General features: G+C 70.1%; 21 protein-coding genes, 1 tRNA gene and 1 pseudogene. 14 read left to right on the top strand and 9 right to left on the bottom strand.

What is annotated here, in order from left to right; translation table 11 throughout:
* A pseudogene (locus SSOG_RS49110) lies at positions 1 to 221 on the bottom strand (ATP-binding protein); the annotation flags it as partial.
* A 395-nt stretch (positions 222 to 616) separates the two neighbouring features.
* Here SSOG_RS49110 and SSOG_RS29255 point away from each other — a divergent pair.
* Positions 617 to 692 (top strand) — tRNA-Arg (locus SSOG_RS29255).
* Positions 693 to 858: 166 nt separating this feature from the next.
* On the opposite strand, the gene SSOG_RS29250 is transcribed toward SSOG_RS29255, so the two are convergent.
* On the bottom strand, positions 859 to 1383 hold the full coding sequence (locus tag SSOG_RS29250) for a MarR family winged helix-turn-helix transcriptional regulator (RefSeq protein ID WP_009717873.1): 525 nt from the start codon (positions 1381 to 1383) through the stop codon (positions 859 to 861).
* Between the two features lie 352 nt (positions 1384 to 1735).
* Here SSOG_RS29250 and SSOG_RS29245 point away from each other — a divergent pair, with 352 nt between their 5' ends.
* From SSOG_RS29245 to SSOG_RS29230, 4 genes are all read left to right on the top strand, one after another.
* Positions 1736 to 5563 carry an amino acid adenylation domain-containing protein gene (locus tag SSOG_RS29245; RefSeq protein ID WP_009717872.1) on the top strand — a complete coding sequence of 1276 codons (3828 nt, stop codon included), beginning with the start codon at positions 1736 to 1738 and terminating at the stop codon, positions 5561 to 5563.
* Between the two features lie 28 nt (positions 5564 to 5591).
* The gene (locus tag SSOG_RS29240; RefSeq protein ID WP_009717871.1) at positions 5592 to 5816 is read left to right on the top strand and encodes a tautomerase family protein; all 225 of its coding nucleotides are present in this window, start codon (positions 5592 to 5594) and stop codon (positions 5814 to 5816) included.
* Between the two features lie 23 nt (positions 5817 to 5839).
* Entirely contained in the window at positions 5840 to 6580 is a 741-nt protein-coding gene (locus SSOG_RS29235) for a maleate cis-trans isomerase family protein (protein WP_039938968.1), read from the top strand.
* Between the two features lie 69 nt (positions 6581 to 6649).
* Positions 6650 to 7873, top strand: a complete 1224-nt coding sequence (locus SSOG_RS29230; protein WP_009717869.1) for an MFS transporter — start codon at positions 6650 to 6652, stop codon at positions 7871 to 7873.
* Positions 7874 to 7946: 73 nt separating this feature from the next.
* Here SSOG_RS29230 and SSOG_RS29225 read toward each other — a convergent pair whose 3' ends face one another.
* From SSOG_RS29225 to SSOG_RS29215, 3 genes are all read right to left on the bottom strand, one after another.
* Positions 7947 to 8213 (bottom strand): GlsB/YeaQ/YmgE family stress response membrane protein, encoded by a 267-nt coding sequence (locus SSOG_RS29225; RefSeq protein ID WP_009717868.1) that lies wholly within the window; start codon positions 8211 to 8213, stop codon positions 7947 to 7949.
* Positions 8214 to 8326: 113 nt separating this feature from the next.
* Complete coding sequence (locus SSOG_RS29220) at positions 8327 to 9361, bottom strand: hemolysin family protein (protein WP_039938964.1); 1035 nt, start codon at positions 9359 to 9361, stop codon at positions 8327 to 8329.
* Entirely contained in the window at positions 9358 to 10671 is a 1314-nt protein-coding gene (locus SSOG_RS29215; RefSeq protein ID WP_039941914.1) for a hemolysin family protein, read from the bottom strand. Before SSOG_RS29215 ends, SSOG_RS29220 begins: the two co-directional genes overlap by 4 nt.
* 869 nt (positions 10672 to 11540) lie before the next feature.
* Between SSOG_RS29215 and tgmA the strand changes: the two genes are divergently transcribed.
* Together tgmA and tgmB are read left to right on the top strand one after the other, a co-directional pair.
* The gene (tgmA, locus tag SSOG_RS29210; RefSeq protein WP_009717864.1) at positions 11541 to 11732 is read left to right on the top strand and encodes a putative ATP-grasp-modified RiPP; all 192 of its coding nucleotides are present in this window, start codon (positions 11541 to 11543) and stop codon (positions 11730 to 11732) included.
* 24 nt (positions 11733 to 11756) lie between these two features.
* On the top strand, positions 11757 to 12689 hold the full coding sequence (gene tgmB / locus SSOG_RS29205; protein ID WP_009717863.1) for an ATP-grasp ribosomal peptide maturase: 933 nt from the start codon (positions 11757 to 11759) through the stop codon (positions 12687 to 12689).
* 16 nt (positions 12690 to 12705) lie between these two features.
* Here the strand turns inward: tgmB and SSOG_RS29200 are convergent, their stop codons facing one another.
* Both SSOG_RS29200 and SSOG_RS29195 read right to left on the bottom strand, forming a co-directional pair.
* Positions 12706 to 13692 carry a zinc-binding alcohol dehydrogenase family protein gene (locus SSOG_RS29200; RefSeq protein WP_039938963.1) on the bottom strand — a complete coding sequence of 329 codons (987 nt, stop codon included), beginning with the start codon at positions 13690 to 13692 and terminating at the stop codon, positions 12706 to 12708.
* Between the two features lie 75 nt (positions 13693 to 13767).
* Positions 13768 to 13989 (bottom strand): MbtH family protein, encoded by a 222-nt coding sequence (locus tag SSOG_RS29195; protein WP_009717861.1) that lies wholly within the window; start codon positions 13987 to 13989, stop codon positions 13768 to 13770.
* A 119-nt stretch (positions 13990 to 14108) separates the two neighbouring features.
* Here SSOG_RS29195 and SSOG_RS29190 point away from each other — a divergent pair, with 119 nt between their 5' ends.
* Genes SSOG_RS29190 through crcB form a run of 3 tightly spaced genes read left to right on the top strand, consistent with a single transcriptional unit; the run spans position 14109 to position 15264 of the window.
* Complete coding sequence (locus tag SSOG_RS29190; protein WP_050800003.1) at positions 14109 to 14564, top strand: fluoride efflux transporter FluC; 456 nt, start codon at positions 14109 to 14111, stop codon at positions 14562 to 14564.
* Entirely contained in the window at positions 14561 to 14893 is a 333-nt protein-coding gene (locus SSOG_RS29185) for a DUF190 domain-containing protein (protein ID WP_009717859.1), read from the top strand. The genes SSOG_RS29190 and SSOG_RS29185 overlap by 4 nt, the downstream gene beginning before the upstream one ends.
* Entirely contained in the window at positions 14890 to 15264 is a 375-nt protein-coding gene (gene crcB, locus SSOG_RS29180) for a fluoride efflux transporter CrcB (RefSeq protein WP_009717858.1), read from the top strand. Before SSOG_RS29185 ends, crcB begins: the two co-directional genes overlap by 4 nt.
* A gap of 33 nt (positions 15265 to 15297) precedes the next feature.
* On the opposite strand, the gene SSOG_RS29175 is transcribed toward crcB, so the two are convergent.
* Positions 15298 to 16218 (bottom strand): LysR family transcriptional regulator, encoded by a 921-nt coding sequence (locus tag SSOG_RS29175; protein ID WP_039941911.1) that lies wholly within the window; start codon positions 16216 to 16218, stop codon positions 15298 to 15300.
* An 83-nt stretch (positions 16219 to 16301) separates the two neighbouring features.
* Between SSOG_RS29175 and SSOG_RS29170 the strand changes: the two genes are divergently transcribed.
* Genes SSOG_RS29170 through SSOG_RS29160 form a run of 3 tightly spaced genes read left to right on the top strand, consistent with a single transcriptional unit; the run spans position 16302 to position 19751 of the window.
* Positions 16302 to 17048: a succinate dehydrogenase cytochrome b subunit gene (locus tag SSOG_RS29170; RefSeq protein WP_009717856.1), complete on the top strand. Its 747-nt coding sequence runs from the start codon at positions 16302 to 16304 to the stop codon at positions 17046 to 17048.
* Position 17049: 1 nt separating this feature from the next.
* Positions 17050 to 18996: a fumarate reductase/succinate dehydrogenase flavoprotein subunit gene (locus SSOG_RS29165; RefSeq protein ID WP_009717855.1), complete on the top strand. Its 1947-nt coding sequence runs from the start codon at positions 17050 to 17052 to the stop codon at positions 18994 to 18996.
* Positions 18993 to 19751 carry a succinate dehydrogenase/fumarate reductase iron-sulfur subunit gene (locus SSOG_RS29160; protein ID WP_009717854.1) on the top strand — a complete coding sequence of 253 codons (759 nt, stop codon included), beginning with the start codon at positions 18993 to 18995 and terminating at the stop codon, positions 19749 to 19751. The genes SSOG_RS29165 and SSOG_RS29160 overlap by 4 nt, the downstream gene beginning before the upstream one ends.
* Positions 19752 to 19837: 86 nt before the next feature.
* Here the strand turns inward: SSOG_RS29160 and SSOG_RS29155 are convergent, their stop codons facing one another.
* Positions 19838 to 20674: a sulfotransferase gene (locus SSOG_RS29155; protein ID WP_342634348.1), complete on the bottom strand. Its 837-nt coding sequence runs from the start codon at positions 20672 to 20674 to the stop codon at positions 19838 to 19840.
* Between the two features lie 743 nt (positions 20675 to 21417).
* Between SSOG_RS29155 and SSOG_RS29150 the strand changes: the two genes are divergently transcribed.
* Positions 21418 to 23674: AAA family ATPase (locus tag SSOG_RS29150; RefSeq protein ID WP_154685995.1), on the top strand; the 2257-nt coding region annotated here is incomplete at its 3' end.

The following is a 23674-nucleotide window of genomic DNA, read 5'->3' as shown; positions in this document are numbered from 1 at the left end:
TTCCCGGCTCCGGTCGAGCCGCCGATCACCCCCAGGAGAGGCGCTTCGGGGCCACGCAACCGGGGCACGAGGTAGTCGTCCAGTTGAGCAAGCAACTCGCCACGGCTGCGGCGAGCGCGGTCGGCGCCGGGAAGGGGGAGCGGAAACCGTGCGGCGTCAACGCGGTCGCCCAGTGCGGTCAGCGCGTCGAGCAGCCGGGGCCGTACGTCCAAGATCGCCACATGCGAAGAATGCCCGGTTTTGATGTCTTTTTGAAGCGTATGCTCATTCGTGCGCGTCAAAGAGACCCACCCGGATCACCTCAGATCGGACATGAGGCCGGTCAGATCGGACACGAGGCGGGCGTGACGGACGGGGCTCAGGCATAACGAGTAGACAACACCCGCCGTTTGAGGCGTGAAAAACGATGCGAGTTTCGTACCTGCCTGCGATTATCGGACCGCTTCACCGAACCTCCACAACGTGCCACGGAGGTGAAGCAACCGGGGCGAGGCGCAGGGAGCCCTATCCTTGTCCCCGGCAAGGTCACGGATCCGCCGCGCCCGGCCACCGGCACCACGGCCGCACCGCGGGCCCGTCGGCACCCGGGGGCTCAGCAGTTCCAGGCCCACCACCGGCCCCCGTAGCTCAGTGGATAGAGCAGGCGCCTTCTAAGCGCTTGGCCGCAGGTTCGAGTCCTGCCGGGGGCGCCACTGGCTCACCGCCGGCTGGGCCGCGCGGCCCAGCCGCGCCGGCCCCGGCCGCGGCGCACGCCGTTCGCGCCGGACCCGCGCACATCGATGGCCCCGGGCCGACGTGAACTCCTGACGAAGGTTGACGTACCGCCGGGCATCCCGGAGTTCACACGGTGCCCGCCGCCTACGGGGCGGGAGGCGTGTCGCCCAGGGAGAGCAACAGCTTGCGCATCAGGTCGGACAGCTGCTCCTGCTCCCCCCGGTCCAGGGCGCTGAACAGGCGTTCTCCGTTGAGGACATGCCCCTCCACCGCGTTGTCCACGAGGTCGAACCCCTCCTGGGTGAGTGAAATCACCATGCGGCGGCGGTTGGTGGCGTCGAGTTCGCGGTCGACCAGGCCGCGTCCCACCAGCCGGTCGACCCGATGGGTCAGCGCCGGAGGCTTGATCATCATGGTCGCGGCCAGGGCCTTCGGGGACAGCGCGTACGGCGGGCCGCTGCGGCGCAATGTTGCGAGCACATCAAATTCCCAGCGCTCCATGCCCTCGGCCGCGAGGTACGCCACCACCCCCTGCTCGACCAGCCGGGTCGCGCGGAAGAGCCGCCCCATCATCGCCATGGACCAAACGTCCAGCTCAGGGCGGACTTCCGCCCACTGCTGAAGGATGCGGTCGAGCGCGTCCTCCCCCTGCCCCGGCTGCTCGTTCACCTCTTCGGCACCGTCGCTTCGAGGTGAGTTCAACATCGAACTATTTGACATGAACCAAGTCTACTTTCTACGGTCAGTGGCTGTCAGACAGCTCTGGGTACGCAACGGGGTTCACCTCCGGCCACACCCGTGAGCACACCAACCCTCGTCCATGCCCATTGCCGGCGCCAGGCCCGGGATGCCTACCGGCCGAAGGCTCCGGCAGGGCCATGTCCGGCGTGACCACCGAGGACCTGACCACCGAAGACCTGAACAGACCAGTCTCGTCATAACTGCTTGATCTCAACCGACGGCGTTCGAGCCCACGAAGCCATCGCCGGAAGCCATCAACAGAGACACGGGAAGGTTTTTCATGCCTGTCGGAAACCACACCACCCTGCCCGCACTCCTTCAAGCACAGGCCACGACACGACCCGACGACATCGCCGTCGTCGCCGAGGACGCCCACCTCACCTATGCGGGCCTCCTCGTCCGAAGCGCCCGCTTAGCTCGTCGGCTCCAGGAGTCCGGCGTACGCAGCGACCACCGTGTAGGGCTCTTCGCCGATCCGTCCCTCGACCTCATCGTCGGCGCCTGGGGCATCCTCAGCGCCGGTGGCGCGTATGTGCCGCTCTCCCCGGACTACCCCGAGGAGCGGCTGCGCTACATCATCGACAACGCCCGTGCGCAGGTCATCGTCTGCCAGGCGCAGCTGGCCGACCGGCTGCGCCAACTCGCCCCGGCCGACACCCTCGTCCTCACCGTGGACGAGGCCCTGGCCGACCAGCCGACCGGGTCACCCCCGCCACTTCCCGACGCCCCGGAGGAGCCACAGCCCGACGGGCTCGCCTACGTCATCTACACCTCCGGGAGTACCGGCAAGCCCAAGGGGGTGATGGTCGAACACCGCAGCATCGTCGCCCAGCTCGGCTGGCTCCAGGACTACGGGCACCTGGGCGGCGGCACCACCATCCTCCAGAAGACCCCGATGAGTTTCGACGCCGCCCAGTGGGAGATCCTCGGCTCGGCGTGCGGCGCCCGCGTGGTGATGGGCGCCCCGGGTGTCTACCGCGACCCGGAGGGGCTGATCGACACGATCGACCGCCACCGGGTGACCACCCTCCAGTGCGTCCCCACGCTTCTCCAGGCCCTGGTGGACACCGAGCGGCTGGGCGACTGCACCAGCCTGTCCCGGGTGTTCAGCGGTGGTGAGGCGCTCACCCGAGCGCTGGCCGCCGAGTTCTTCGCGACGCTGCCGACGGCGCGGCTGGTGAACCTGTACGGACCCACCGAGTGCACCATCAACTCCTCGGCGTACGAGGTCGCCCCGGCCACCGTGGACGACGAGCCCACCGTCATCCCCATCGGCACCCCGGTCAGCCACACCCGCTACCACGTGCTGGACGAGAACCACCGGCCCGTGCCGCGCGGCGGGACCGGTGAGCTGTACGTCTCGGGTGTTCAGCTCGCCCGCGGCTATCTGCACCGGCCCGAGCTGACCGAGGAACGCTTCCCGCACCTCGCGCCGGAGCCCGGGCAGGACCCGGTGCGGCTGTACCGGACCGGCGACCTGGTGTCCCAGTCCCCCGACGGCACCGTGCACTTCCTCGGCCGCACCGACAGCCAGGTCAAACTGCGCGGCTACCGCGTCGAGCTGGACGAGGTCGCCCGCACCATCGAGAACCACGCCTGGGTCAAGCGGGCCGCCGTCCTCGTCAAGGACGACGCACGCACCGGCTCCCAGAACCTCGTCGCCGCGGTGGAGCTGAACCCCAAGGAAGCCGCCCTGATGGACCAGGGCAACCACGGCTCCCACCACCAGTCCAAGTCCAACAAGCTCCAGGTCAAGGCCCAGCTGTCCAACCCCGGGCTGCGTTCGTCCGAGCAGCTCGCCGGGCGGACCCGGGTGGATCTGCCGGGCCGCGACGCGAGCCCGGAGCTGCGCCGGGAGGCGTTCGCCCGCAAGACGTACCGCTTCTACGAGGGCGGGGACACCAGCCGCGCACGCATCCTCAAGCTGCTCGACCACGGTGTCGATCCGCTCTCGTCCCGCCCGCTGGACGAGCTGACGCTGCGGGGACTGGGCCGGATCCTGCGCTCCTTCGGGCAGTTCCACAGCGAGGAGCGGCTGCTGCCGAAGTACGCGTACGCCTCGCCCGGCGCGCTGTACGCGACCCAGATGTATCTGGAGATCGCGGGCATCGACGATCTGCCGGACGGTATCCACTACTACAACCCGCTGGACCATCAGCTCAGCCTGATCCGCCGCGTGAAGGGCGGCGGATCACCGCGGCTGAAGGTCCACTTCGTCGGCAAGCGGCAGGCCATCGAGCCCGTCTACAAGAACAACATCCTGGAGGTCCTGGAGTTCGAGACGGGCCATATGGTCGGCCTGTTCGAGCAGGTGCTGCCCGCCCATGGTCTGGCCATCCATCCGGACGGGTTCCGTCCGGAGCTGCTGCCGCAGTTCGACGTGGCCGAGGACGACCACTACCTGGGCACCTTCGACATCCGGCAGAGCGACGGACAGCAGCCGGAGGACCCCACCGAGGTCTACCTCCAGGTCCACCCAGGGAAGGTCACCGACCTGCCGGGCGGTCAGTACCGCTACCAGGACGGCGACCTGGAGAAGATCTCCGACGAGCTGGTGGAGAAGAAGCACGTGATCGCCATCAACCAGGCGGTCTACGAACGCTCCAGCTTCGGGATCAGCGCCGTCAGCCGGGCCGACGAACCGTGGCTGGAGTACATCGCGCTCGGCAAGAAGCTCCACCACCTCCAGGCCAACCAGCTGGGGCTGGGGCTGATGTCCTCCGGCTACAGCTCCAAGAGCGGCAATCCCCTGCCCGCCGCGCGGCGTCTGGACGCCATCCTGGCCGAGCGCGCGATCCCGGCCGGCGCCTCCTACTTCTTCGTCGGCGGCCGGATCTCGGCCGAGCAGGAGGCGAGCGAGGGCATGGGCGAGGACGTCGTCCATATGCAGGGGCCGACCGAGGTGATCAGGGACGACCTGGCCTCGTATCTGCCGGACTACATGCTGCCCAACAAGGTCGTCGTCCTGGACGCGCTGCCGCAGACGGCCAACGGCAAGATCGACGTCAAGGCGCTGGCCACCTTCGACGAACTGTCCCAGGGGCTGGAGAGCCGCGCCTTCGTGGCGCCGGAGACCTGCACCGAGCAGGCCCTCGCCGAGCTGTGGGCGGCGGCGCTGAAATACGAACCGGTCTCCACCGAGGACAACTTCTTCGAGGCCGGGGGCAATTCGCTCATCGCCGTGACGCTCGTCAACCGCGTCAACAAGCGGTTCGCGACCCGGCTTCCGGTGCAGGTGCTCTTCGAGGCGCCCACGGTCGGCCGGCTCGCCCGCCATATCGACGGCACCGCGAGCGGGGAGATATCCCGGTTCCTGCGGCTGCATTCGGAGGGCGCCAAGTCGCCGGTCTTCTGCTGGCCGGGCCTCGGCGGGTATCCCATGAATCTCCAGCAGCTCGCCTCGGGCGCCGATGTGGACCGGCCGTTCTACGGAATCCAGGCGCACGGCATCAATGACGGTGAGACGCCGTACGCGACGATCCGGGAGATGGCCGCGGCGGATGTGGCCGAGATCCGGAACATCCAGCCGGAGGGCCCGTACACCCTGTGGGGCTATTCCTTCGGCGCCCGGGTCGCCTTCGAAACCGCGTGGCAGCTGGAGGACGCGGGGGAACGGGTGGAGAACCTGTTCCTGATCTGCCCCGGAAATCCCAAGGTCCGGGAGACGGAAGGGAAGCAGTACGGACGTGAGGCGACGTACCGCAATCCGGCCTATCTCACGATCCTCTACTCCGTCTTCACCGGCGGCATCAGCGGGCCCGACCGCGACCGCTGCCTGGAGACGGTCCGAAACGAGGCCGAGTTCGTGGCGTTCATCCACGATCTGCTCCCGCAATTGGACGAAGCGCTCATCCGCCGGATCACCCGGATCGTGGAGGCGACCTACGAATTCGAGTACAGCTTCCGCGAACTGGCCGAGCGCGAGCTGAACACACCGGTGACCATCTTCAAGGCGACGGGCGACGACTACTCGTTCATCGAGGGCAGCTCGGACTATTCCGCGACGCCTCCGACGACGGTCGAACTGGACGGGGACCACTACAGCGTGCTGAAGGAGAAGGGGGTCGGCGAATTGATTTCGGCCATCCACACCCGCCTCGACAACTGAGCCTCACGGAGGAAGAACGGAGGAAGACATGCCTCATCTCACCGTCAAGCACTTCCCCCGGGACGTCGGTGACCAGCAGCGGAAGCAGCTGGCCGAGGAGTTGACCGCGCTCGTGGTGCGGCACTTCGAGGTCCCCGAGGGCGCCGTCTCCATCGCACTGGAGCAGGTGGACCAGTCGTCATGGAACGACGCCGTCATCGTCCCGGAAATCATAGGGCGGGAGCACCTCCTCATCAAGGCCCCGAACACTTAAGTCACTTGAGCAAGGAGCGCGATATGACCGACTGCCTCGGACCGCGTCTCAAAGTCGGCGTGGTACTTCCCGCGACCAACACCTCCGTCCAGCCGGAAATGGAAGCCATGCGCCCCGAAGGGGTGACCAACCACACCGGGCGCATGCAGACCGAGGACACTTCGCTGACCGGTGGCATCGAGGATCTGGTCAGCAGTTACCGGGAGGCGACCCATCGGGCGATCGGCAGTCTGCTGCCGTGCAAACCCGACTGCTTCGTGGTCGCTTTCTCCCCCGAGATCTACTGGGACGGGCCCGGATCCCAGGACGAGGTGGTGGTTTCGATGAAGTCCGCCAGTGGGGGACTTCCGGTCACGATGAGCCCGGACGCCTTCACCACGGCGCTGTCCCATTACGGCGTCCGGCGGCTCGGCGTCATCACCCCGTACGTTCCGGCCGGTGACGACTCGGTGAGCCGGTTCTTCACCGAATCCGGATATGACGTGGTGTCGATGACGGGGCTGGGTTGCAGCAGTCCCGAGCGGATCGCCCATGTGCCCGAGCCCGAATTGCGCGAAGCCGTGAAGGCCGTCGACACCCCGGACGTGGAGGCGATCGTGCAGGTGGGCACCAATATGGCCATGATGCGCGTCGCGGCCGGTGCCGAGGCATGGCTCGGCAAGCCGGTCATCTCCAACAACACGGTGCTCTATTGGCGGGCGCTGCGGCAGAACGGCATCGCCGACCGCATCAGGGGATTCGGCTCCCTGGCTGAGAAGTACTGAGAAAACAGCCGGGCGGGGGCGGGCCGAAACGCCCCCGCCCGGCGCCGACACGGAAAACAGGAGAACTACGTGAGCACTACCGGCAGTGAGAAAACTGCCATGGACCCGCAGCGGGTCATCGAGGACGACCGGCTCCCCATAGGAAAGCTGCTGGCGCTGACCACGGCCGGTTTCCTGGCCATCATGACCGAGACGACGCCCGCGGGCCTCCTCCCGCAGATCGGCGACGGCCTCGGCGTCTCCCAAGGGCTGGCGGGACAGCTCGTCACGCTCTATGCGATCGGTTCCGTGGTCGCCGCCATCCCCGTCATCGCCGCCACCCGCAGCATGCGACGGCGGCCGCTGCTGCTGCTCGCGGTCGGCGGGCTGCTGGTGTTCAACACCATCACGGCGCTGTCCACCAGCTACGAACTCACCCTCGCCGCCCGCTTCATCGCCGGTATGGCGGCCGGAGTCGTCTGGGGGCTGCTCGCCGGATACGGACGGCGGCTGGTCCCCGAACACCTCCAGGGCCGGGCGCTGGCCATCGTCGGGGTGGGCCAGCCGGTCGCGCTGACGCTCGGGGTTCCGCTGGGCACCTGGCTCGGATCGCTGTTCGACTGGCGCGGGGTGTTCTGGATCATGTCCGGCGTCGCGCTGCTGCTGATGCTCTGGATCCGCGCGCTGGTCCCGGACTTCGCCGGGCAGAGCGCCGCCGAGCGGCAGCCGATCCGGAAGATCTTCGCCATGCCGGGCATCGGCGCCGTGCTGGCCGTGGTGCTCCTGTGGATCCTGGCCCACAACATCCTCTACACCTACATCGCCCCGTTCCTGGACCGGGCCGGTCTCGGTGAGCGCGTCGACCTCGCGCTGCTGGTGTTCGGCGCGTCGGCGATCGTGGGGATCTGGCTCACCGGAATCCTGGTCGACCGCAAGCTGCGCCCGGTCACCCTGCTCAGCCTCGGCGGGTTCGCGCTCGCGTCCCTCGTGCTGGGGGTCGCGGGGACGTCCGTACCGCTGGTGTTCCTCGGCATCGTCGCCTGGGGGGTGACGTTCGGCGGCGCGCCCACGCTGCTCCAGACCGCCAACGCCGACGCGGCCGGGGACGCGGCCGACGTCGCGCAGTCGATGTTCGTCACCGTCTTCAACCTCGCGGTCGCGGGCGGCGGGGTGTTCGGCGGGCTCCTCCTGGAGTCGGCCGGTGCCGGGTCCATCCCCTGGGTACTGCTCGGGCTGACCCTCCTGGCCACCGCCGTGGTCGCCCTGGCCCATCGGCACGGCTTCAAGCCCGGCCCCCGGGTGACCGACGGCTGAACACCCGGCGGCCTCCTCCTCTACGGATCCTCCAGGGATACGGACGTAGCGGAGGAGGCCGTTTCGCGTGCCGTCAGCGGCGGGAGTGGCCGAAGAGCAGACGGTAGGCGATGAGCAGGACCAGGGAGCCACCGATGGCGGCTCCCCAGGTGGCCGGGTCGAAGAACTGGTCGTCGATGGGGCGGTCGAGGAACTTGGCGGAGAGCCAGCCGCCGAGGAAGGAGCCGACGACGCCGATGACGGTGGTGCCGATCAGACCGCCCGGGTCACGGCCGGGGAGGAGGAACTTGGCGATGGCTCCGGCGAGAAGCCCGAGGACGATCCAGCTCACGATGCTCATGGTGCGGTTCTGGCCTTTCGATGTGCGGGGTGCAGGGCTGGTCTGCCCGTTTGGCTTCTTTACCGGGCCGTTGGGGGCAAACCTCCCGTCGGAGACGTGAGGCACCGGGCCGGTCAGGGAGCGTCCGACGCGGCTTCCCCCACCAGTTCCTCCAGGACGTCCGTCATGGTCACGAAGCCGAGGACGGCGCCGCCCTCGCCCGTCACCGCCGCCAGGTGGGTGCCCGCGCCGCGCATCGCCGTCAGCGTGTCGTCCAGCGGGGTGTCGGCCGGCACGCGGGTGACCGTGTGCAGGGCGGTGCGGGGGAAGGGCCGGTCGCGGTCGGTCACGCCGAGGGTGTCCTTGATGTGGAGGTACCCCAGAACGGTGCCGCCGGTGCCGCCCGGGCCGGTGACCGGCAGCCGGGAGAAGCCGGAGGCGGCCGCGGTGCGCTCCAGCACGGCGGGGGTGACCCGGTGGTCGACGGTGACCATCTCGGCGAGCGGGACCAGGATGTCGCCCGCCCGCCGGGTGCCCAGTTCCAGGGCGTCGCGCAGCCGCTCGCTGCCGGAGGCGTCGAGGAGGCCCGCTTCGCTGGAGTCCCGTACCAGCCGGATGAGTTCGGCGTCGGTGTAGACCGATTCGACCTCGTCCTTGGGCTCGACCTTCAGCAGCCGCAGCAGCCCGTTGGCGAAGGCGTTGATGCCGAAGACGACGGGGCGCAGCGCGCGAGTGACGGCCACCAGGGGCGGGCCGAGGAGCAGAGCGGTGCGCTCCGGGGCGGCGAGAGCGATGTTCTTGGGGACCATCTCGCCGATGAGCATGTGCAGATAGGTGGCCGCGGTCAGGGCGAGGACGAAGGCGATCGGGTGTACCAGGGCCTCGGGGACGTGGACGGCGGCGAACACCGGCTCCAGCAGATGGGCGATGGCCGGTTCGGCGACCGCTCCGAGGACGAGCGAGGAGATGGTGATGCCCAGCTGGGCGGTGGCCAGCAGGGCGGACAGGTGCTCCAGCGCCCACAGCACGGTGCGGGCGCGCTTGCCCCCGTCCCTGGCGTGCGGTTCGATCTGGCTGCGGCGAACGGAGATCAGGGCGAACTCGGCGCCGACGAAGAAGGCGTTGGTGAGCAGGGTGAGGGCGCCGATGGCCAGCTGGAGAAGGGTCATCGGGCGTCCTCCTCCGCCGCGGCGGAGGCCGGGGCGGTGATGCGTACGCGGTCGGCGCGGTGGTGGTCGACCTTGAGCACGGTGAGCTGCCAGCCGTCGGTCTCGATGCCGTCGCCCGCCGCGGGGATGCGCTTGAGGGCGGTGGCCATCAGGCCCGCGACGGTCTCGTACGGGCCCTCGGGCACGGTCAGGTCGATGGCGGACAGCTCATCCAGCCGTACGGCGCCGTCGGCCTCCCAGGTGCCGGGCCCGGCAGGCACCAGGGCGGGGGTCTCGTCGGGGTCGTGTTCGTCGCGTACGTCGCCGACGACCTCCTCGACGATGTCCTCCAGGGTGGCGACACCGGCGGTGCCGCCGTACTCGTCGATGACGACGGCCATGGTGTGCGCGCCGCGCAGCCGGTCCAGCAGCCGGTCCACCGGGAGGCTGTCGGGGACCAGCAGCGGCGGGGTGGCCAGCTCGGTGACCGGGGTGGTGGCCCGGCGGGCGGCGTCCAGCGCGAGGACGTCGCGGATGTGCACCGTGCCGACCACCTCGTCCAGGCTGTCGCGGTAGACGGGGAACCGGGACAGGCCGGTGGCCAGCGTGAGGTTGGCGGCGTCGGCGGCGCTCGCGTGCGCCTCCAGCGCCTGCACGTCCACCCGCGGGGTCATCACGTTCTCGGCGGTCAGCTCGCTCAAGTGCAGCGTACGGACGAACAGCTCGGCCGAATCGGGCTCGAGCGCGCCCTCCGCGGCCGAGTGGCGGGCCAGCGCGACCAGTTCGTCCGGGGTACGGGCCGACGCCAGCTCCTCCGCGGGCTCCAGACCGGCGCGGCGCACCAGGCGGTTCGCGGTGTTGTTGAGGTGGTGGATCAGCGGGGCGAACGCGGCGGTGAAGCCGCGCTGGGGGCCCGCGACCACCTTGGCCACGGCCAGCGGCCGGGAGATCGCCCAGTTCTTGGGCACCAGCTCGCCGATCACCATCAGCACGACGGTCGACATCGCCACGCCCAGCACCGAGGCCACGGACGCGGCGGCCGAGCCCAGCCCCGCGGCCCGCAGCGGGCCCTGGAGCAGGGCGGCCAGCGAGGGCTCGGCGAGCATGCCGATCACCAGCGAGGTCACGGTGATGCCCAACTGGGCGCCGGACAGCTGGAACGTCAGCTTCCGGGCGGCCTTGAGCGCGCTTCCGGCGCCCCGCTCCCCCTCCGCGGCGGCGCGCTCCAGCTCGCCGCGCTCGACCGTGGTCAGCGAGAACTCCGCGGCGACGAACACCGCACAGGCCAGGGTCAGCGCCAAGGCCAGCAGGACCAGCAGCACTTCGGTCAGCACGCCGGTCCCCTTCCTATGCGCTCGGCAAACCGCTCAGAGGCGGATGCGGGGGCGCATTCGGGCGCGGATGCATCGGAAACGGGGCGAGGGGTACTGGGAGGCTCGTCCATCGCGGGGACCGCGACTCCTTCGTGACTCAAGGGACTGTTGGTAAAAGAACGGTAAAGCACGATCCATGGTTCCCGCCCGGCGACCCGGCACCCCGTCCTGGCAAGGGCCCCGGGGAAGTGCGGGCGACACCCGGCCAGGTGGCCGAATTGATCCACCCATGACATGGGCGTGGGAGTTGCTTTACCCGGCCGGAGCGTTCGGTCCGGCAAGAACAGTGAACGGCGCACAGAGAAGGAGTGAACGCCACGATGGTGTTCAAACGACTACCTGGCCCATTCGGTGCCGACGGGCCCACCGCGGACCCGGCACCGGCCGCCGGTTCGGTGCGCACCGGCGGGCCGCTGCGGGGCGAGGCGTACGAGATCCAGCTCACACAGGCACTGAGCTGCACCCCTGCGGCCACGGCGATCGAAGTGGCGTTATCGGCCAACCCGGACGGCCCGAATGGCGTCTTGGATGCCGACAGACAGGGCGGGTTGTTCGCGGAGGGGCCCGACCCCCGCCGTAAACGCGGAGGTGGAGGCATGGATTCGGCAGGTGACCTGCCGTCACGCGGGGGCCGTCGCGGCGCGGGCCGCGCCCCGGAACCGGGTCAGAGGTAATGGAATTGCGCAGCCGGTGTGACGTACTTCATGCTGTCACAGATCTGACATAACAGCGCGTAGCGAGACTCCTACCAATTTAGTACGTACTGTTGTGTGATGGTGGAGCTCATCTCGAAACAAGCGAATCCCGTGGAGCATTAGAGGTCAGTCATGAAGCCCTTCGCCCTGAACCATGCGGTCCCGGCCGACCAATCCCCGGCCGTCATTCCGTACTCGTACAACGCCGCCCTCCAGTTGAATGTGCTGCCCGATGGGCGCCCCGCCATCTCGGACCGGGGGGTGCTTCTGGAATGCGGCACGACGACCTCCACGGCGGGCTCCAAGACGCACTTCGACGACTGACCACCCCACCGACCCCAGACGTCGATGACGGTACTCATCCTGACCAGCCAGGAGGATGTGACAGCGGACCTGGTGGTGGCCGAATTACGCGAGCGGAATGTCCCTCTGCTCCGCTTCGATCCCGCTGACCTTCCCGGACAGGCAGGGATCTCGACCGAATTCGAGCGCGGTGACTTCACCGGCTATCTGTCGACCGACGGCCGCCTGGTCAGCGTGAACAGCCTGCGGTCCGTATGGGTGCGCCGCCCGGGGCAACCGGCGGCGCACGCCCCCGAGCCCTCCGAGTGGCTGACCGCCGAGTGCGGTCAGGCACTCTACGGAATGTTGTATTCCACCGAGGCACGCTGGATGAACCATCCCGGTGCCGCCCTCTTGGCACGTTCCAAACCGTGGCAGTTGCGCACCGCGCACCGCAGCGGATTCGCCGTTCCCCCGACGCTCATCACCACCTATCCCCGCGCCGCCAAGGAGTTCGCGAGCCAGTTCAAGGACATCGTGGTGAAGACCGTCTCGGGCCCTCCGCCGGTCAATCCCCCAATAGCGCTGCCCACCACCCGTATCGACCCCGAGACGGATTTCTCGGGCGTCGCGGCAGGTGCCACACTTCTTCAGCGCTACATTCCCAAAACGGCCGATATCCGCCTGACCTGCGTCGGCGGCCGTTTGTTCGCCGCCCGGAAGACCGCAGCTTCCGGGCAGGTCGATGGGAGATATGGTTTCTATGGCCACCTATGGGGCGCGGTGGACGTTCCCGACCGGATCGCCCGGGCCGTCCGGGAATACATGACCCTCGGCGGTCTCGCCTACGGCGCATTCGACTTCGCCGAGGACGAGGACGGCACCTGGTGGTTTCTGGAGTGCAATCAGGGCGGCCAGTTCGGGTTCATCGAGCTGGAGACCGGCCAGCCGATCGCCGCCGCCATCGCCACCTGGCTCGCCGCGCCCCGTACCGCCTGAGAGACCCGGCCCCCGCCTAAGAGACGGCGAGCACGGCGACGCCGTTCACCCGGTCGTTCGCGAGGTCGTCCAGCGCGGTGTCCGCGCGGTCGAAGGGGTAGCGGGTGACCGTGGCGCGGATGTGGTGGGCGGCGGCCGCGGTGAGGAACTCGCGGCCGTCCTCACGGGTGTTGGCGGTGACGCTGCGCAGGGTCCGTTCGTGGAACAGGTGGCGCTCGTAGCGCAGGGCCGGGATGTCGGAGAGGTGGATCCCGGCGACGCTCAGCGTGCCGCCCGCGTCCAGCGCCGCCAGCGCCACCGGCACCAGCTCGCCCGCCGGGGCGAAGAGGATCGCGGCGTCCAGCGGTTCGGGCGGCCGTTCGTGGGCGTCACCGGCGGAGGCGGCGCCGAGTTCGAGGGCGAGGGCCCGGGCGGCGGCCGAGCGGGTCAGCACATGGACGACGGCGCCGCGCGCGATGGCGACCTGGGCGGTCAGGTGGGCGGAGCCGCCGAAGCCGTAGATGCCGAGCCGCCCGCCCGCCGGCAGTTCGGCGCGGCGCAGCGCCCGGTAGCCGATGATGCCTGCGCACAGCAGCGGAGCCAGTTCCTCGTCGGCGTATCCGGAGGGCAGCTCATAGGCGTACGCGGCCGGTACGGTGACGTACGGGGCGTAGCCGCCGTCCGCGTCCCAGCCGGTGTAGACGGACGAGGGGCACAGGTTTTCCTGGCCGCGCGCGCAGAAGCGGCAGCGGCCGCAGGTCCGGCGCAGCCAGGGGACGCCCACCCGGGCGCCGGGCCCGGGCCCGGCGGCCCGCTCCCCCGCCGCGATCACCTCGCCGACGGCCTCGTGCCCGGGGACGACGGGGGTGCGGTGCGGCGGCAGGTCGCCGTCGCGGACATGGAGATCGGTACGGCAGACCCCGCAGGCCCGGACCCGGACCAGCAGTTCGTCCGCCGCCGGGCGCGGAGTCGGCAGCTCCGCCTGGTCGATCCGGCCCGGCGTACGAACCACCCAGGCGCACATGGTGCCCGGGATGTCAGCTTTCGCACCCGTCACACGCCCAACGTAACGCCGTGGCGGGGCGGGATGCAGCAGGCGTCAGGACGTGCTGGGGCCGTCCATCGCGGTCGCGAGGCTCTTCGGGCGCATATCGGTCCAGTGCTCCTCGACGTAGTCCAGGCACGCCTGGCGGTCGTCCTCGCCGTGCGCGACGGTCCAGCCCTCGGGCACCTCGGCGAAGGAGGGCCACAGGGAGTGCTGGCCCTCGTCGTTGACCAGCACGACGTAACGGCCGTCGGGATTGTCGAACGGGTTACTCATGGGCTGTCTCCTCGCTGTCTCAACTGCTGTCCGGCACGCCTCACGATCTTCCGGGCCTGACGGTACCGGCCGAGGACACGCATCGTGAAGCGGTGCCCGCACGACGTAGCCTGAGCCGTATGGCGGAGGGCACTCGACGATCACGGCACGGCGCGTGGCAGGGGCAGGGGCCGGTGGTGTGCGTGGTCGCCGTCGGCGGCGCCATCGGCGCGACCGCCCGGTACGGGGCGTCCCTGCTGTGGCCGACCCCGGCGGGCGCCTTTCCCTGGACGACGCTGCTGGTGAACGTGGTGGGCTGCGCGCTCATCGGCATTCTCCTGGCGCTGATCGGCGAGGTGTGGGCGGCCCACCGGCTGGTGCGGCCCTTCATCGGCACCGGGGTGCTGGGCGGGTTCACCACGTTCTCGACGTACGCCGTGGACTTCCGGAAGCTCGTCGTGGACGGCCACGCCGCGACCGGGGCGGCCTATCTGGTGGCGACGCTGCTGGCGGCGATGGCCGCGGTATGGGGCGCGGTGGTGGGCACCCGTCGGGTCGTCGGGGCCGTGGGGGCGTACGGCGGGAGCACGGGATGAACGCGAACGGACTGAGGCTGACCGTCTTCGTCGGCGAGAACGACACCTGGCACCACAAACCGGTCTTCGCCGAAATCGTCCACCGCGCGCACCGGGCGGGGCTGGCGGGCGCGAGCGTGTTCCGCGGGGTGGAGGGGTTCGGCGCCTCGTCCCTGGTCCACACCTCGCGGCTGCTGTCGCTCAGCGAGGAACTGCCCGTCTGCGTGGTGATCATCGATACGGAGGAGCGGGTGCGGTCCTTCCTGCCCGAGCTGGAGGAGATCACCGGTGACGGTCCGGTGATCCTGGACCCGGTCGAGATCGTGCGCTTCCCGGAGCGTGACCGGTGAACTGGCTCCTGGTGGCGGCCGGCGGGATGGTCGGCGCCCCGCTGCGGTATCTGACCGACCGGATGGTGCAGTCGCGGCATGACTCGGTGTTCCCCTGGGGGACGTTCGTGGTGAACGTGGTGGGCTGCGCGGTGTTGGGAACACTGACCGGCGCGGTGGCGGCGGGCGCCACGTCGTCGCAGGTGCAGCTGCTGCTGGGGACGGGTCTTTGCGGTGCGCTGACCACGTACTCGACGTTCTCGTACGAGACGCTGAAGCTGGCCGAGGACGGGGCGCGCGGTTTCGCGGCCGCCAACGCGGTGGGCAGCGTGGTGGCGGGGGTGGCGGCCGCCTTCGCGGGCGGCGCGGTGGCCACGGCGCTCTGGGGCTGACCCCCGGGGCAAACACCGCACCTGGCGCGCAGGTCAGGGCAGCAGGCGAGTGCCGAGGTCGTCCGCGTCGGCCGAACGCAGATACGCCAGCAGCACCCGGCGCAGCTCGCGCGCGGCCCTCGGCGGAGCGACGTCCTTGCGGTGGGCGACGGCGATGGTGCGCCGCATCGTCTGGCCCGCGAAGGGCGTGACCCGCAGTCCCGAGCGCGCCGCCACCATGCCGGGGAGGACGGCGATGCCGAGGCCCGCCCGTACGAATCCGAGCACCGCGTCCATCTCGCCGCCCTCGACCGTGAAGGACGGCTCGAAGCCCGCCGCCCGGCACGCCGCCGTGGTGAATTCCCGCAGGTCGTAGCCGCGGCGGAACATCACCATCGGCCGGTCGCGAAGATCCTCGACTCGGATCCGGCGGGCCTTGGTGGGCGGCGGGGCCGCGGGCGAGGAGGCGACCACCAGCTCCTCGCTCAGCAGCTCGGTGGCGGCGAGGGCGGGGGCCTGACCGGGCAGCGGGGTGATGATCAGGGCAAGGTCCAGCTCACCGGCGGCGAGGGTGCGCACCAGGTCCTGGGAACCGCCCTCGTCGATGATCAGCTCGATGCCCGGGAACGCGTCGTGGAAGCGGCGCAGCACATCCGGAACGAGGCTGGCGCACAGGCTGGGCGGGGCACCGAGCCGCACCCGGCCGCGCCGCAGCTGGGCGACCTCCTGCACCTCGCGGCGCGCGGTCTCGGTGTCGGCGAGGATCTGGCGGGCCAGCGGAAGCAGCGCCTCCCCCGCGTCGGTGAGGGCGATGTGGCCGCGCGCGCGGTGGAAGAGGTCGGCGCCCAGCTCCCGTTCCAGCGCCTTGATCTGCTGGGACAGCGACGGCTGGGCGACATGGAGCCGTTCGGCGGCGCGGGTGAAGTGGCGGGTGTCCGCGACGGCCGCGAAATAGCGGAGCTGGTGAAGCTGCACGCAGCGATAATAGGCACCGGCTATGGAATCCAGCCACAGCATGTCTTGGACTAATCATCGGGCCGCTGCCTAGCGTCACAGACATGGCACTGGCGACACGGACGGACACGGGCCACGAGCGGCGGCCCGGCCAGAAGCGGAAGCCGCCGCGGAAGCCGTCCTTCATCGGCTCCGTGTGGCGGTCGACCATCGGTAAGAAGGCCGTGATGGCCGTCACCGGGCTGATCATGCTGGCCTATCTGGTGGCCCACATGTTCGCCAACCTGAAGATCTTCTTCGGGCCCGGCGACCTCAACGGCTACGCACACTGGCTGCGCACACTCGGCGAGCCCTTCCTCCCGCACGAGGGGTTCCTGTGGCTGGCCCGCGTCGGACTGCTGGCCTCCGTCGTCCTGCACGGCGTGGCCGCGTACCAGCTCAGCCGCCGCGATCTGGCGGCCCGGCCGCGCGGCTACGCCCATCAGCGGCGGCGGGCGAGCTACGCCACCCGCACGATGCGCTGGGGCGGGGTGATCCTCGGGCTGTTCATCGTCTGGCACATCCTGGATCTGACGACGCTCACGGTGAACGAGCGCGCCGAGCCCGGCCATCCGTACGAGAACGTCGTGGCGACCTTCTCCACCTGGTACGGCAACACCATCTACATCGTGGCGATGCTCGCCCTCGGCCTGCACATCCGGCACGGCTTCTGGAGCGCCGCCCAGACCCTCGGGGCGGGCCGGCCGCGCCGCGACCGGGCCCTCAAACTGGCCGCGAATGGCCTCGCCGCCATCCTGACCTGCGGCTTCATCGCGGTGCCCATCGGCGTGATGAGTGGAGTGGTGAGCTGAGATGAACACGTACACGGACTATGCGACCGGTGCGCCGATCGCCGACACCAAGGCCCCCGAGGGCCCGATCGAGGGGCGCTGGGACCGCCGCCGCTTCGAGGCGAAGCTGGTCAACCCGGCCAACCGCCGCAAGTACACGGTCATCGTGGTCGGTACGGGTCTCGCGGGCGGGGCGGCCGGGGCGACGCTGGCCGAACAGGGCTACCACGTCGTGCAGTTCTGCTACCAGGACTCGCCGCGCCGGGCGCATTCCATCGCCGCACAGGGCGGGATCAACGCCGCCAAGAACTACCGCAACGACGGCGACTCCATCCGCCGCCTGTTCTACGACACCGTCAAGGGCGGCGACTTCCGCGCCCGCGAGGCGAACGTCCACCGGCTCGCCCAGGTGTCGGTGGAGATCATCGACCAGTGCGTGGCGCAGGGCGTGCCGTTCGCCCGTGAGTACGGCGGTCTGCTGGACACCCGCTCGTTCGGCGGCGTCCAGGTCTCCCGCACCTTCTACGCCCGCGGCCAGACCGGTCAGCAGCTGCTGCTCGGCGCGTACCAGGCGCTCAGCCGCCAGATCGCCGCCGGGAACGTGGAGATGCACGCGCGCACCGAGATGCTCGACCTGATCGTCGTCGGCGGGCGGGCGCGCGGCATCGTGGCCCGCGATCTGATCACCGGGCAGGTGTCCACCCACTTCGCGGACGCCGTGGTACTGGCCTCCGGCGGCTACGGCAATGTCTTCTACCTGTCCACGAACGCCAAGAACTCCAACGCCACCGCGATCTGGCGGGCCCACCGGCGCGGCGCCTGGTTCGCCAACCCCTGCTTCACCCAGATCCACCCCACCTGCATCCCGCGCTCCGGCGACCACCAGTCGAAGCTGACCCTGATGAGCGAGTCGCTGCGCAACGACGGCCGCATCTGGGTGCCGAAGGCGAAGGGCGACACCCGTCCGCCCGCCGAGATCCCGGAGGACGAGCGCGACTACTACCTGGAGCGCATCTACCCGGCGTTCGGCAACCTGGTGCCGCGCGACATCGCCTCCCGCGCCGCGAAGAACGTATGCGACGAGGGGCGCGGGGTGGGCCCCGGCGGACAGGGCGTCTACCTGGACTTCGCGGATGCCATCGGGCGGATGGGCCGGGCGGCGGTCGAGGAGAAGTACGGCAACCTCTTCGAGATGTACCAGCTGATCACGGCGGAGAACCCGTACGAGGTGCCGATGCGCATCTACCCCGCCATCCACTACACGATGGGCGGACTGTGGGTCGACTACGACCTCCAGACCACGGTGCCCGGGCTGTTCGCGATCGGCGAGGCCAACTTCTCCGACCACGGCGCCAACCGGCTCGGCGCCTCCGCCCTGATGCAGGGCCTGGCCGACGGCTACTTCGTCCTCCCGGCCACCATCAACGACTACCTCGCCCGCCATCCGCACGACGAGGTCGACCCGGAACACCCGGCGGTGACCGAGGCCCTGATGTCGGTGACCGACCGGCTGCGGCGGCTGCTGGAGAACGACGGCGACCGCACCCCCGACTCCTTCCACCGGGAGCTGGGCGAGCTGCTGTGGGACGAATGCGGCATGGCCCGCACCGAGACCGGGCTGCGCAAGGCGCTGGAGCGCATCCCGGCGCTGCGCGAGGAGTTCTGGCGTCGGATCAAGGTGCCGGGCCGCGGTACGGAGCTGAACCAGTCGCTGGAGAAGGCCAACCGGGTCGTCGACTATCTGGAACTGGCCGAGCTGATGTGCCTGGACGCGCTGCACCGCGCCGAGTCCTGCGGCGGCCACTTCCGCGAGGAGAGCCAGACCGCGGACGGCGAGGCGGCCCGCGACGACGAGGCGTTCTCGTACGCGGCGGCCTGGGAGTTCCACGGCACGGGCCGCGCGCCCGAACTGCACCGCGAAGACCTGGCCTTCGAGTACGTCCACCCCACCCAGCGGAGTTACGCATGAGGCTCACCCTGCGGATCTGGCGCCAGCGCGGCCCCGAGGAGCCGGGCGCCCTGTCCGTGTACGAGATCGAGGACATCTCGCCGGAGATGTCCTTCCTCGAGATGCTCGACACGCTCAACGAGCGGCTGATCCTGCGCGGCGAGGAGCCGGTCGCGTTCGACCACGACTGCCGCGAGGGCATCTGCGGCGCGTGCGGCATGGTGATCAACGGGCAGGCGCACGGCCCGGAGCGCACCACCACCTGTCAGCTGCACATGCGGCACTTCCGGGACGGCGACACCATCGACGTGGAGCCGTGGCGCGCCGCCGCCTTCCCGGTCGTGAAGGATCTGGTGGTGGACCGGTCGGCGTTCGACCGGATCATCGGCTCGGGCGGTTTCGTCTCCGCCCCGACCGGGAGCGCCCCGGAGGCGCATGCCACGCCGGTGCCGAAGCCGGTCGCGGACACCGCGTTCGAACACGCGGAGTGCATCGGGTGCGGGGCGTGCGTGGCGGCGTGCCCCAATGGTTCGGCGATGCTGTTCACCTCGGCGAAGGTGACGCATCTGAACGTGCTGCCGCAGGGGCAGCCGGAGCGCGAGTCCCGGGTGCTGGACATGGTCGGCACGATGGACGCGGAGGGCTTCGGCGGCTGTACGAACACCGGTGAGTGCGCGGTGGCCTGCCCGAAGGGCATCCCGCTCCAGTCCATCTCGACCATGAACCGGGAGTTCCTGCGAGCGAGCCTCAAGAACGGTGGCCGCGGGGCCCGTTGATCAGGGCTGCTGAAAAAGAACCTGCTGAAAAAGAGGGACGCCCGGCAGCGGTCTCCGGCGGGGCCGGTGCCGGGCGAGACGTATGGCTACGGATGCGTGGCCAGGGCGCGCGTCCCGGGGGCGCAGGCGTCGAGCAGCGCGGTCCGCTCCTCCTCGGGCAGCTTCAGCGCGTTGCCGCGGCGGCCGCTGTCGAGCAGTGCGGTCGCCGCGTCCAGCCAGGCCGGAAGCGGTTCCACACCGAGGAATTCGGCGAGCCGGACCAATTCCTTCTCCGGCTCGTCCAGCAGGGTCTCGAAGGACATCGCGGTGCGCAGGTCGGCCGGGACCTCTTCCAGCTTCGCCAGCCCGTCGACGATCGTCTCGGACCACAGGGTGCCGAACTCGGCCAGCGGGATGTGGCGTTCGGTCACCAGGGCGGGGTCGTACCGGTCGGCCAGCAGCGGAGCGAGGTCGGGCGGGAGCTGGGCCGCGTGCGCGGGGGTCAGCTGGTACGGGGAGTCCAGGCCGCAGTGGTCCGCCATCTCCCTCAGCAGCGGAATCATGCGGAAGCTGTAGTGGCGGCTCATGGAGACGGCGCAGTCGGGGCCCTCGCGGTAGAGGTGGAGGAAGCGCGCCTCGGGGAAGCAGCGCCGCATCTCCGGCACCCGGCCGATGGACAGGCCGGTCCGCTCCACGACCGTGCCGGGGCCGCCGAACCGGGCGGCGAGGTCGGCGAACAGGGCCCGCCAGTGGTCCGCCGGGGCGCGGGTGGGCCAGGCGGTGACCACGGGCTCCAGCTCGTCCAGCAGGGTGTCGGGGTCATCGGTCAGATGCGGGAGGACCATGACGCTGATGGCGGGTATGCCGGTGGTCTCGGCGTCGTACCGCCGCTTGGGCAGCCGGGGGTAGAGGAACTCCGGCGTCGTCGCCCCATTTTTGATCATACTGTTGGTGACCGGGTTGGGACGACAGAGATACCCCCAGAACTCCGGTCCGCTCAAGGGTGTATCGCTCAGTAGTTCCGGGTCGGGAATACTGGCGAACAATTCACTGACGCTTAGCACGTCCGGGTGAAGATTGACGACCTGAGACATAGCCGTCGAGCCACAACGGCCCGTCCCGACGATGAACGTCAAGTTCTGGTTGACCACGCGCGCTTTCCTCCCGATCGGTCGAACTCCATTGGACACCATGGGCTGTCTCGGGGATCCCGTGGTGTCCAGCTGGTGAAACACACCTAACAGGACACTGTGGGGCGGCAGTCGGTCCCCGACCCCTCCACACCTTCGCGCAACCTTCACATGGATGACGGTCGTTACCCCAGGTCACCCCGGCCCCACCTGCGGAGAAGCCCAAACCTAGGTGTACGGGACAGCTTCACAACTCCACGGCACAGGTTCGGACACCGGAACTACCTTAATCGAACGTAATCACCCGTGACGCCTCCGTCATCTTTTCGTACCAACAGCACTGCTAGAGTTCCCATCCGTCAGCCCCTCGGCGGACGTTGGGGATTGCCACCCCCAGGGTCGTCCGGGAGGGGCGGCGACAGCACATCGGGGGACAAAGCATTGGCACGCCGTGCATCGCATGGTGCGTGTGCTTTCACCACCCCTGCGCAAAAGTTGAATTCGGGGAAGGTGTTTCTTAGGTGTTGGTGGAGCGCGACCAGGAGACAGACCGGCTCATGCGCCTCCTGTTCGGCGGCGCCCGCGAAGGAAGCCGGGTCGCTGTCATCAGCGGTGCCGTGGCCTCCGGAAAGACCGCACTTCTGCACCAGGTGACGGACGCGGCGGGGGCGCGTGACGTCCGGGTGCTGAACGCGGTGGCCTCCGCCTTCGAGCAGGAATTCCCGTACGCCGTCATCGAGCAGCTCTACCAGGGCATGCCCGCCCGCCATCAGCACGCCCGCCCCCGGCCGGGCCTCGACACCCCGCACAGCCCGCACGGTCCCCACCAGGCCGACCTGCCGCTGCTCCAGGCGTTCCACCGCGCCCTGGACGAACTCACCGCCGACGCATCGCTGTTGATCGCCATCGACGACGTCCAGTACGCCGATCTGCCGTCCCTGCGCGCCCTCGCGTACGGCATCCGCCGCTGCCGCTCCGAGGCGCTGTCCGTCGTGCTGACCCGCGGCGCGCTGACCGGGCCCGCGGGACCGGCCCTGGACGAACTGCTGCACCGGCCGAACGCGTGCCACGTACGGCTCGCCCCGCTCACCGTCGCGGGCGTCACCACCCTGCTGACCGAGGAACTCGGGCCGGCCGAGGCCGAGCGCCACGCCGCCGCGTTCCACGACCTGACCGGCGGCAACCTGCTGCTGCTGCGCGGTCTGCTGGACGACCGGTTCTCCCGGCTCACCTGCGGCCCCCTCGACACCGCGCCCGGCACCGGCACCCCGGCACCCGGCGAGCTGTTCCGGCAGGCGGCGCTGTCCTGCGTCTACCGCGGCGGCCCGGCCCACCACCGGATCGCCCAGGGCATCGCCCTGCTCGGCGACGGCTCGTCCGCACGCCGCCTGAGCAGGCTCGTCGCGGTCGAGGAGCGCCAGGTGCGGCAGGCCGTCGCTGCACTCACCGAGGTGGGCCTCCTGCACGACGCGCAGTTCAGGAGCGCCGACGTACGCACCGTCCTGCTGGACGACCTGCCCGCGGACGAACTCGCCCGGCTGCACCACCGGGCCGCGCGGCTGCTGCACGAGGAGGGCGCCGACCCCATCGACGTGGCGGGCCATCTGCTGCACCACGAACTGGCCGAGCCGGTCGAGGAGTGGATCCCCGAGACGCTGCGCGACGCCGCCCGGCACGCGGTGGCCGCCGACCGCATGGAACTGGCCGTCAACTGCCTCCAGATGGCCCACCGATGTACCACCGATGAGCGGGAGACGCTCATCCTCCAGGTCACGATGGTGGAAGCCATGTGGCCGTTCAATCCGCTCTCCCAGCTGCGCCGGCTCCAGTCGCTGGCCGGTCCCGCGAGCAACGGGCAGCTGCCCACGGAGTACGCCATCCCGGTCCTCCTCCGGCTGCTGACGCTCGGCCAGACCGCCGAGGCCGCCGCCGCCCTCGGCCGGATCGGCCGGGACGCGAGCCCCGGTTCGGAACTCGACACCACGCTGCGGACCATCGACCTGGCCCTCGCCTCCACCTTCCCCGGCTCCCCCGAGCTGCGGACCTTCGTGGAGCGGGCCGAACCGGACGGCCCCCGCGCGGGCGGCCCGCCGGCGGCCGAGCAGACCCCCGAGTGTCCGCAGCTGATCGCGGGCAGGGCGCTGCGGACCGTGCTGAGCCACGGCGCCGACGACCGCGCCGTGGAGGCCGCGGAGCGGGTGCTGGAGACGACCCGGCTCACCGACCCGACCATGCCGACCGTGCACGCCGCGCTCCAGGTCCTCATCTACGCGGACCGGCTCGCCACCGCCACCTCCTGGTGCGACCAGCTGATCGAGCAGTGCGAACGGCGCGGCGCCAAGGGCGTGCTGGCCGCCTTCCGCGCCCTGCGGGCCCAGATCGCACTGCGGGCCGGACGGCTGCCGGACGCGGTGCGCTACGCGGAACGGGCGCTGGAGGAGCTTCCGGCCCGCGGCTGGGGCGTCGCCGTCGGCGTACCGCTCGCGATGCTGATCAACGCGCACACCGCGATGGGCCACCACGACACCGCCGCCGAACTGCTGGCGCGGCCGGTGCCGGAGGAGATGTTCCGGAGCCGCTACGGCCTCCACTACCTGTACGCGCGCGCCTGCCACCAGCTGGCCACCGGGCGCCAGCACGCCGCCCTCACCGGCTTCCGGGCCTGCGGCGAGAAGATGACCGCCTGGGGCCTGGACTCGCCCGCCATGCTGCCGTGGCGGCTCGGCGCCGCCGAGACCTGGCTGACCCTCGGCAGCCAGGACCGGGCCGCGCGACTGGCGCAGGAGCAGCTGGAGCTGACCGGAGAGGCGCCCT

Origin of the sequence: Streptomyces himastatinicus ATCC 53653, from assembly GCF_000158915.1 — a bacterium.
GTDB classification, from domain to species: domain Bacteria; phylum Actinomycetota; class Actinomycetes; order Streptomycetales; family Streptomycetaceae; genus Streptomyces; species Streptomyces himastatinicus.
Note: the sequence above shows the minus strand (reverse complement) of the source record. Positions and strands in the feature narration are given on the sequence as shown.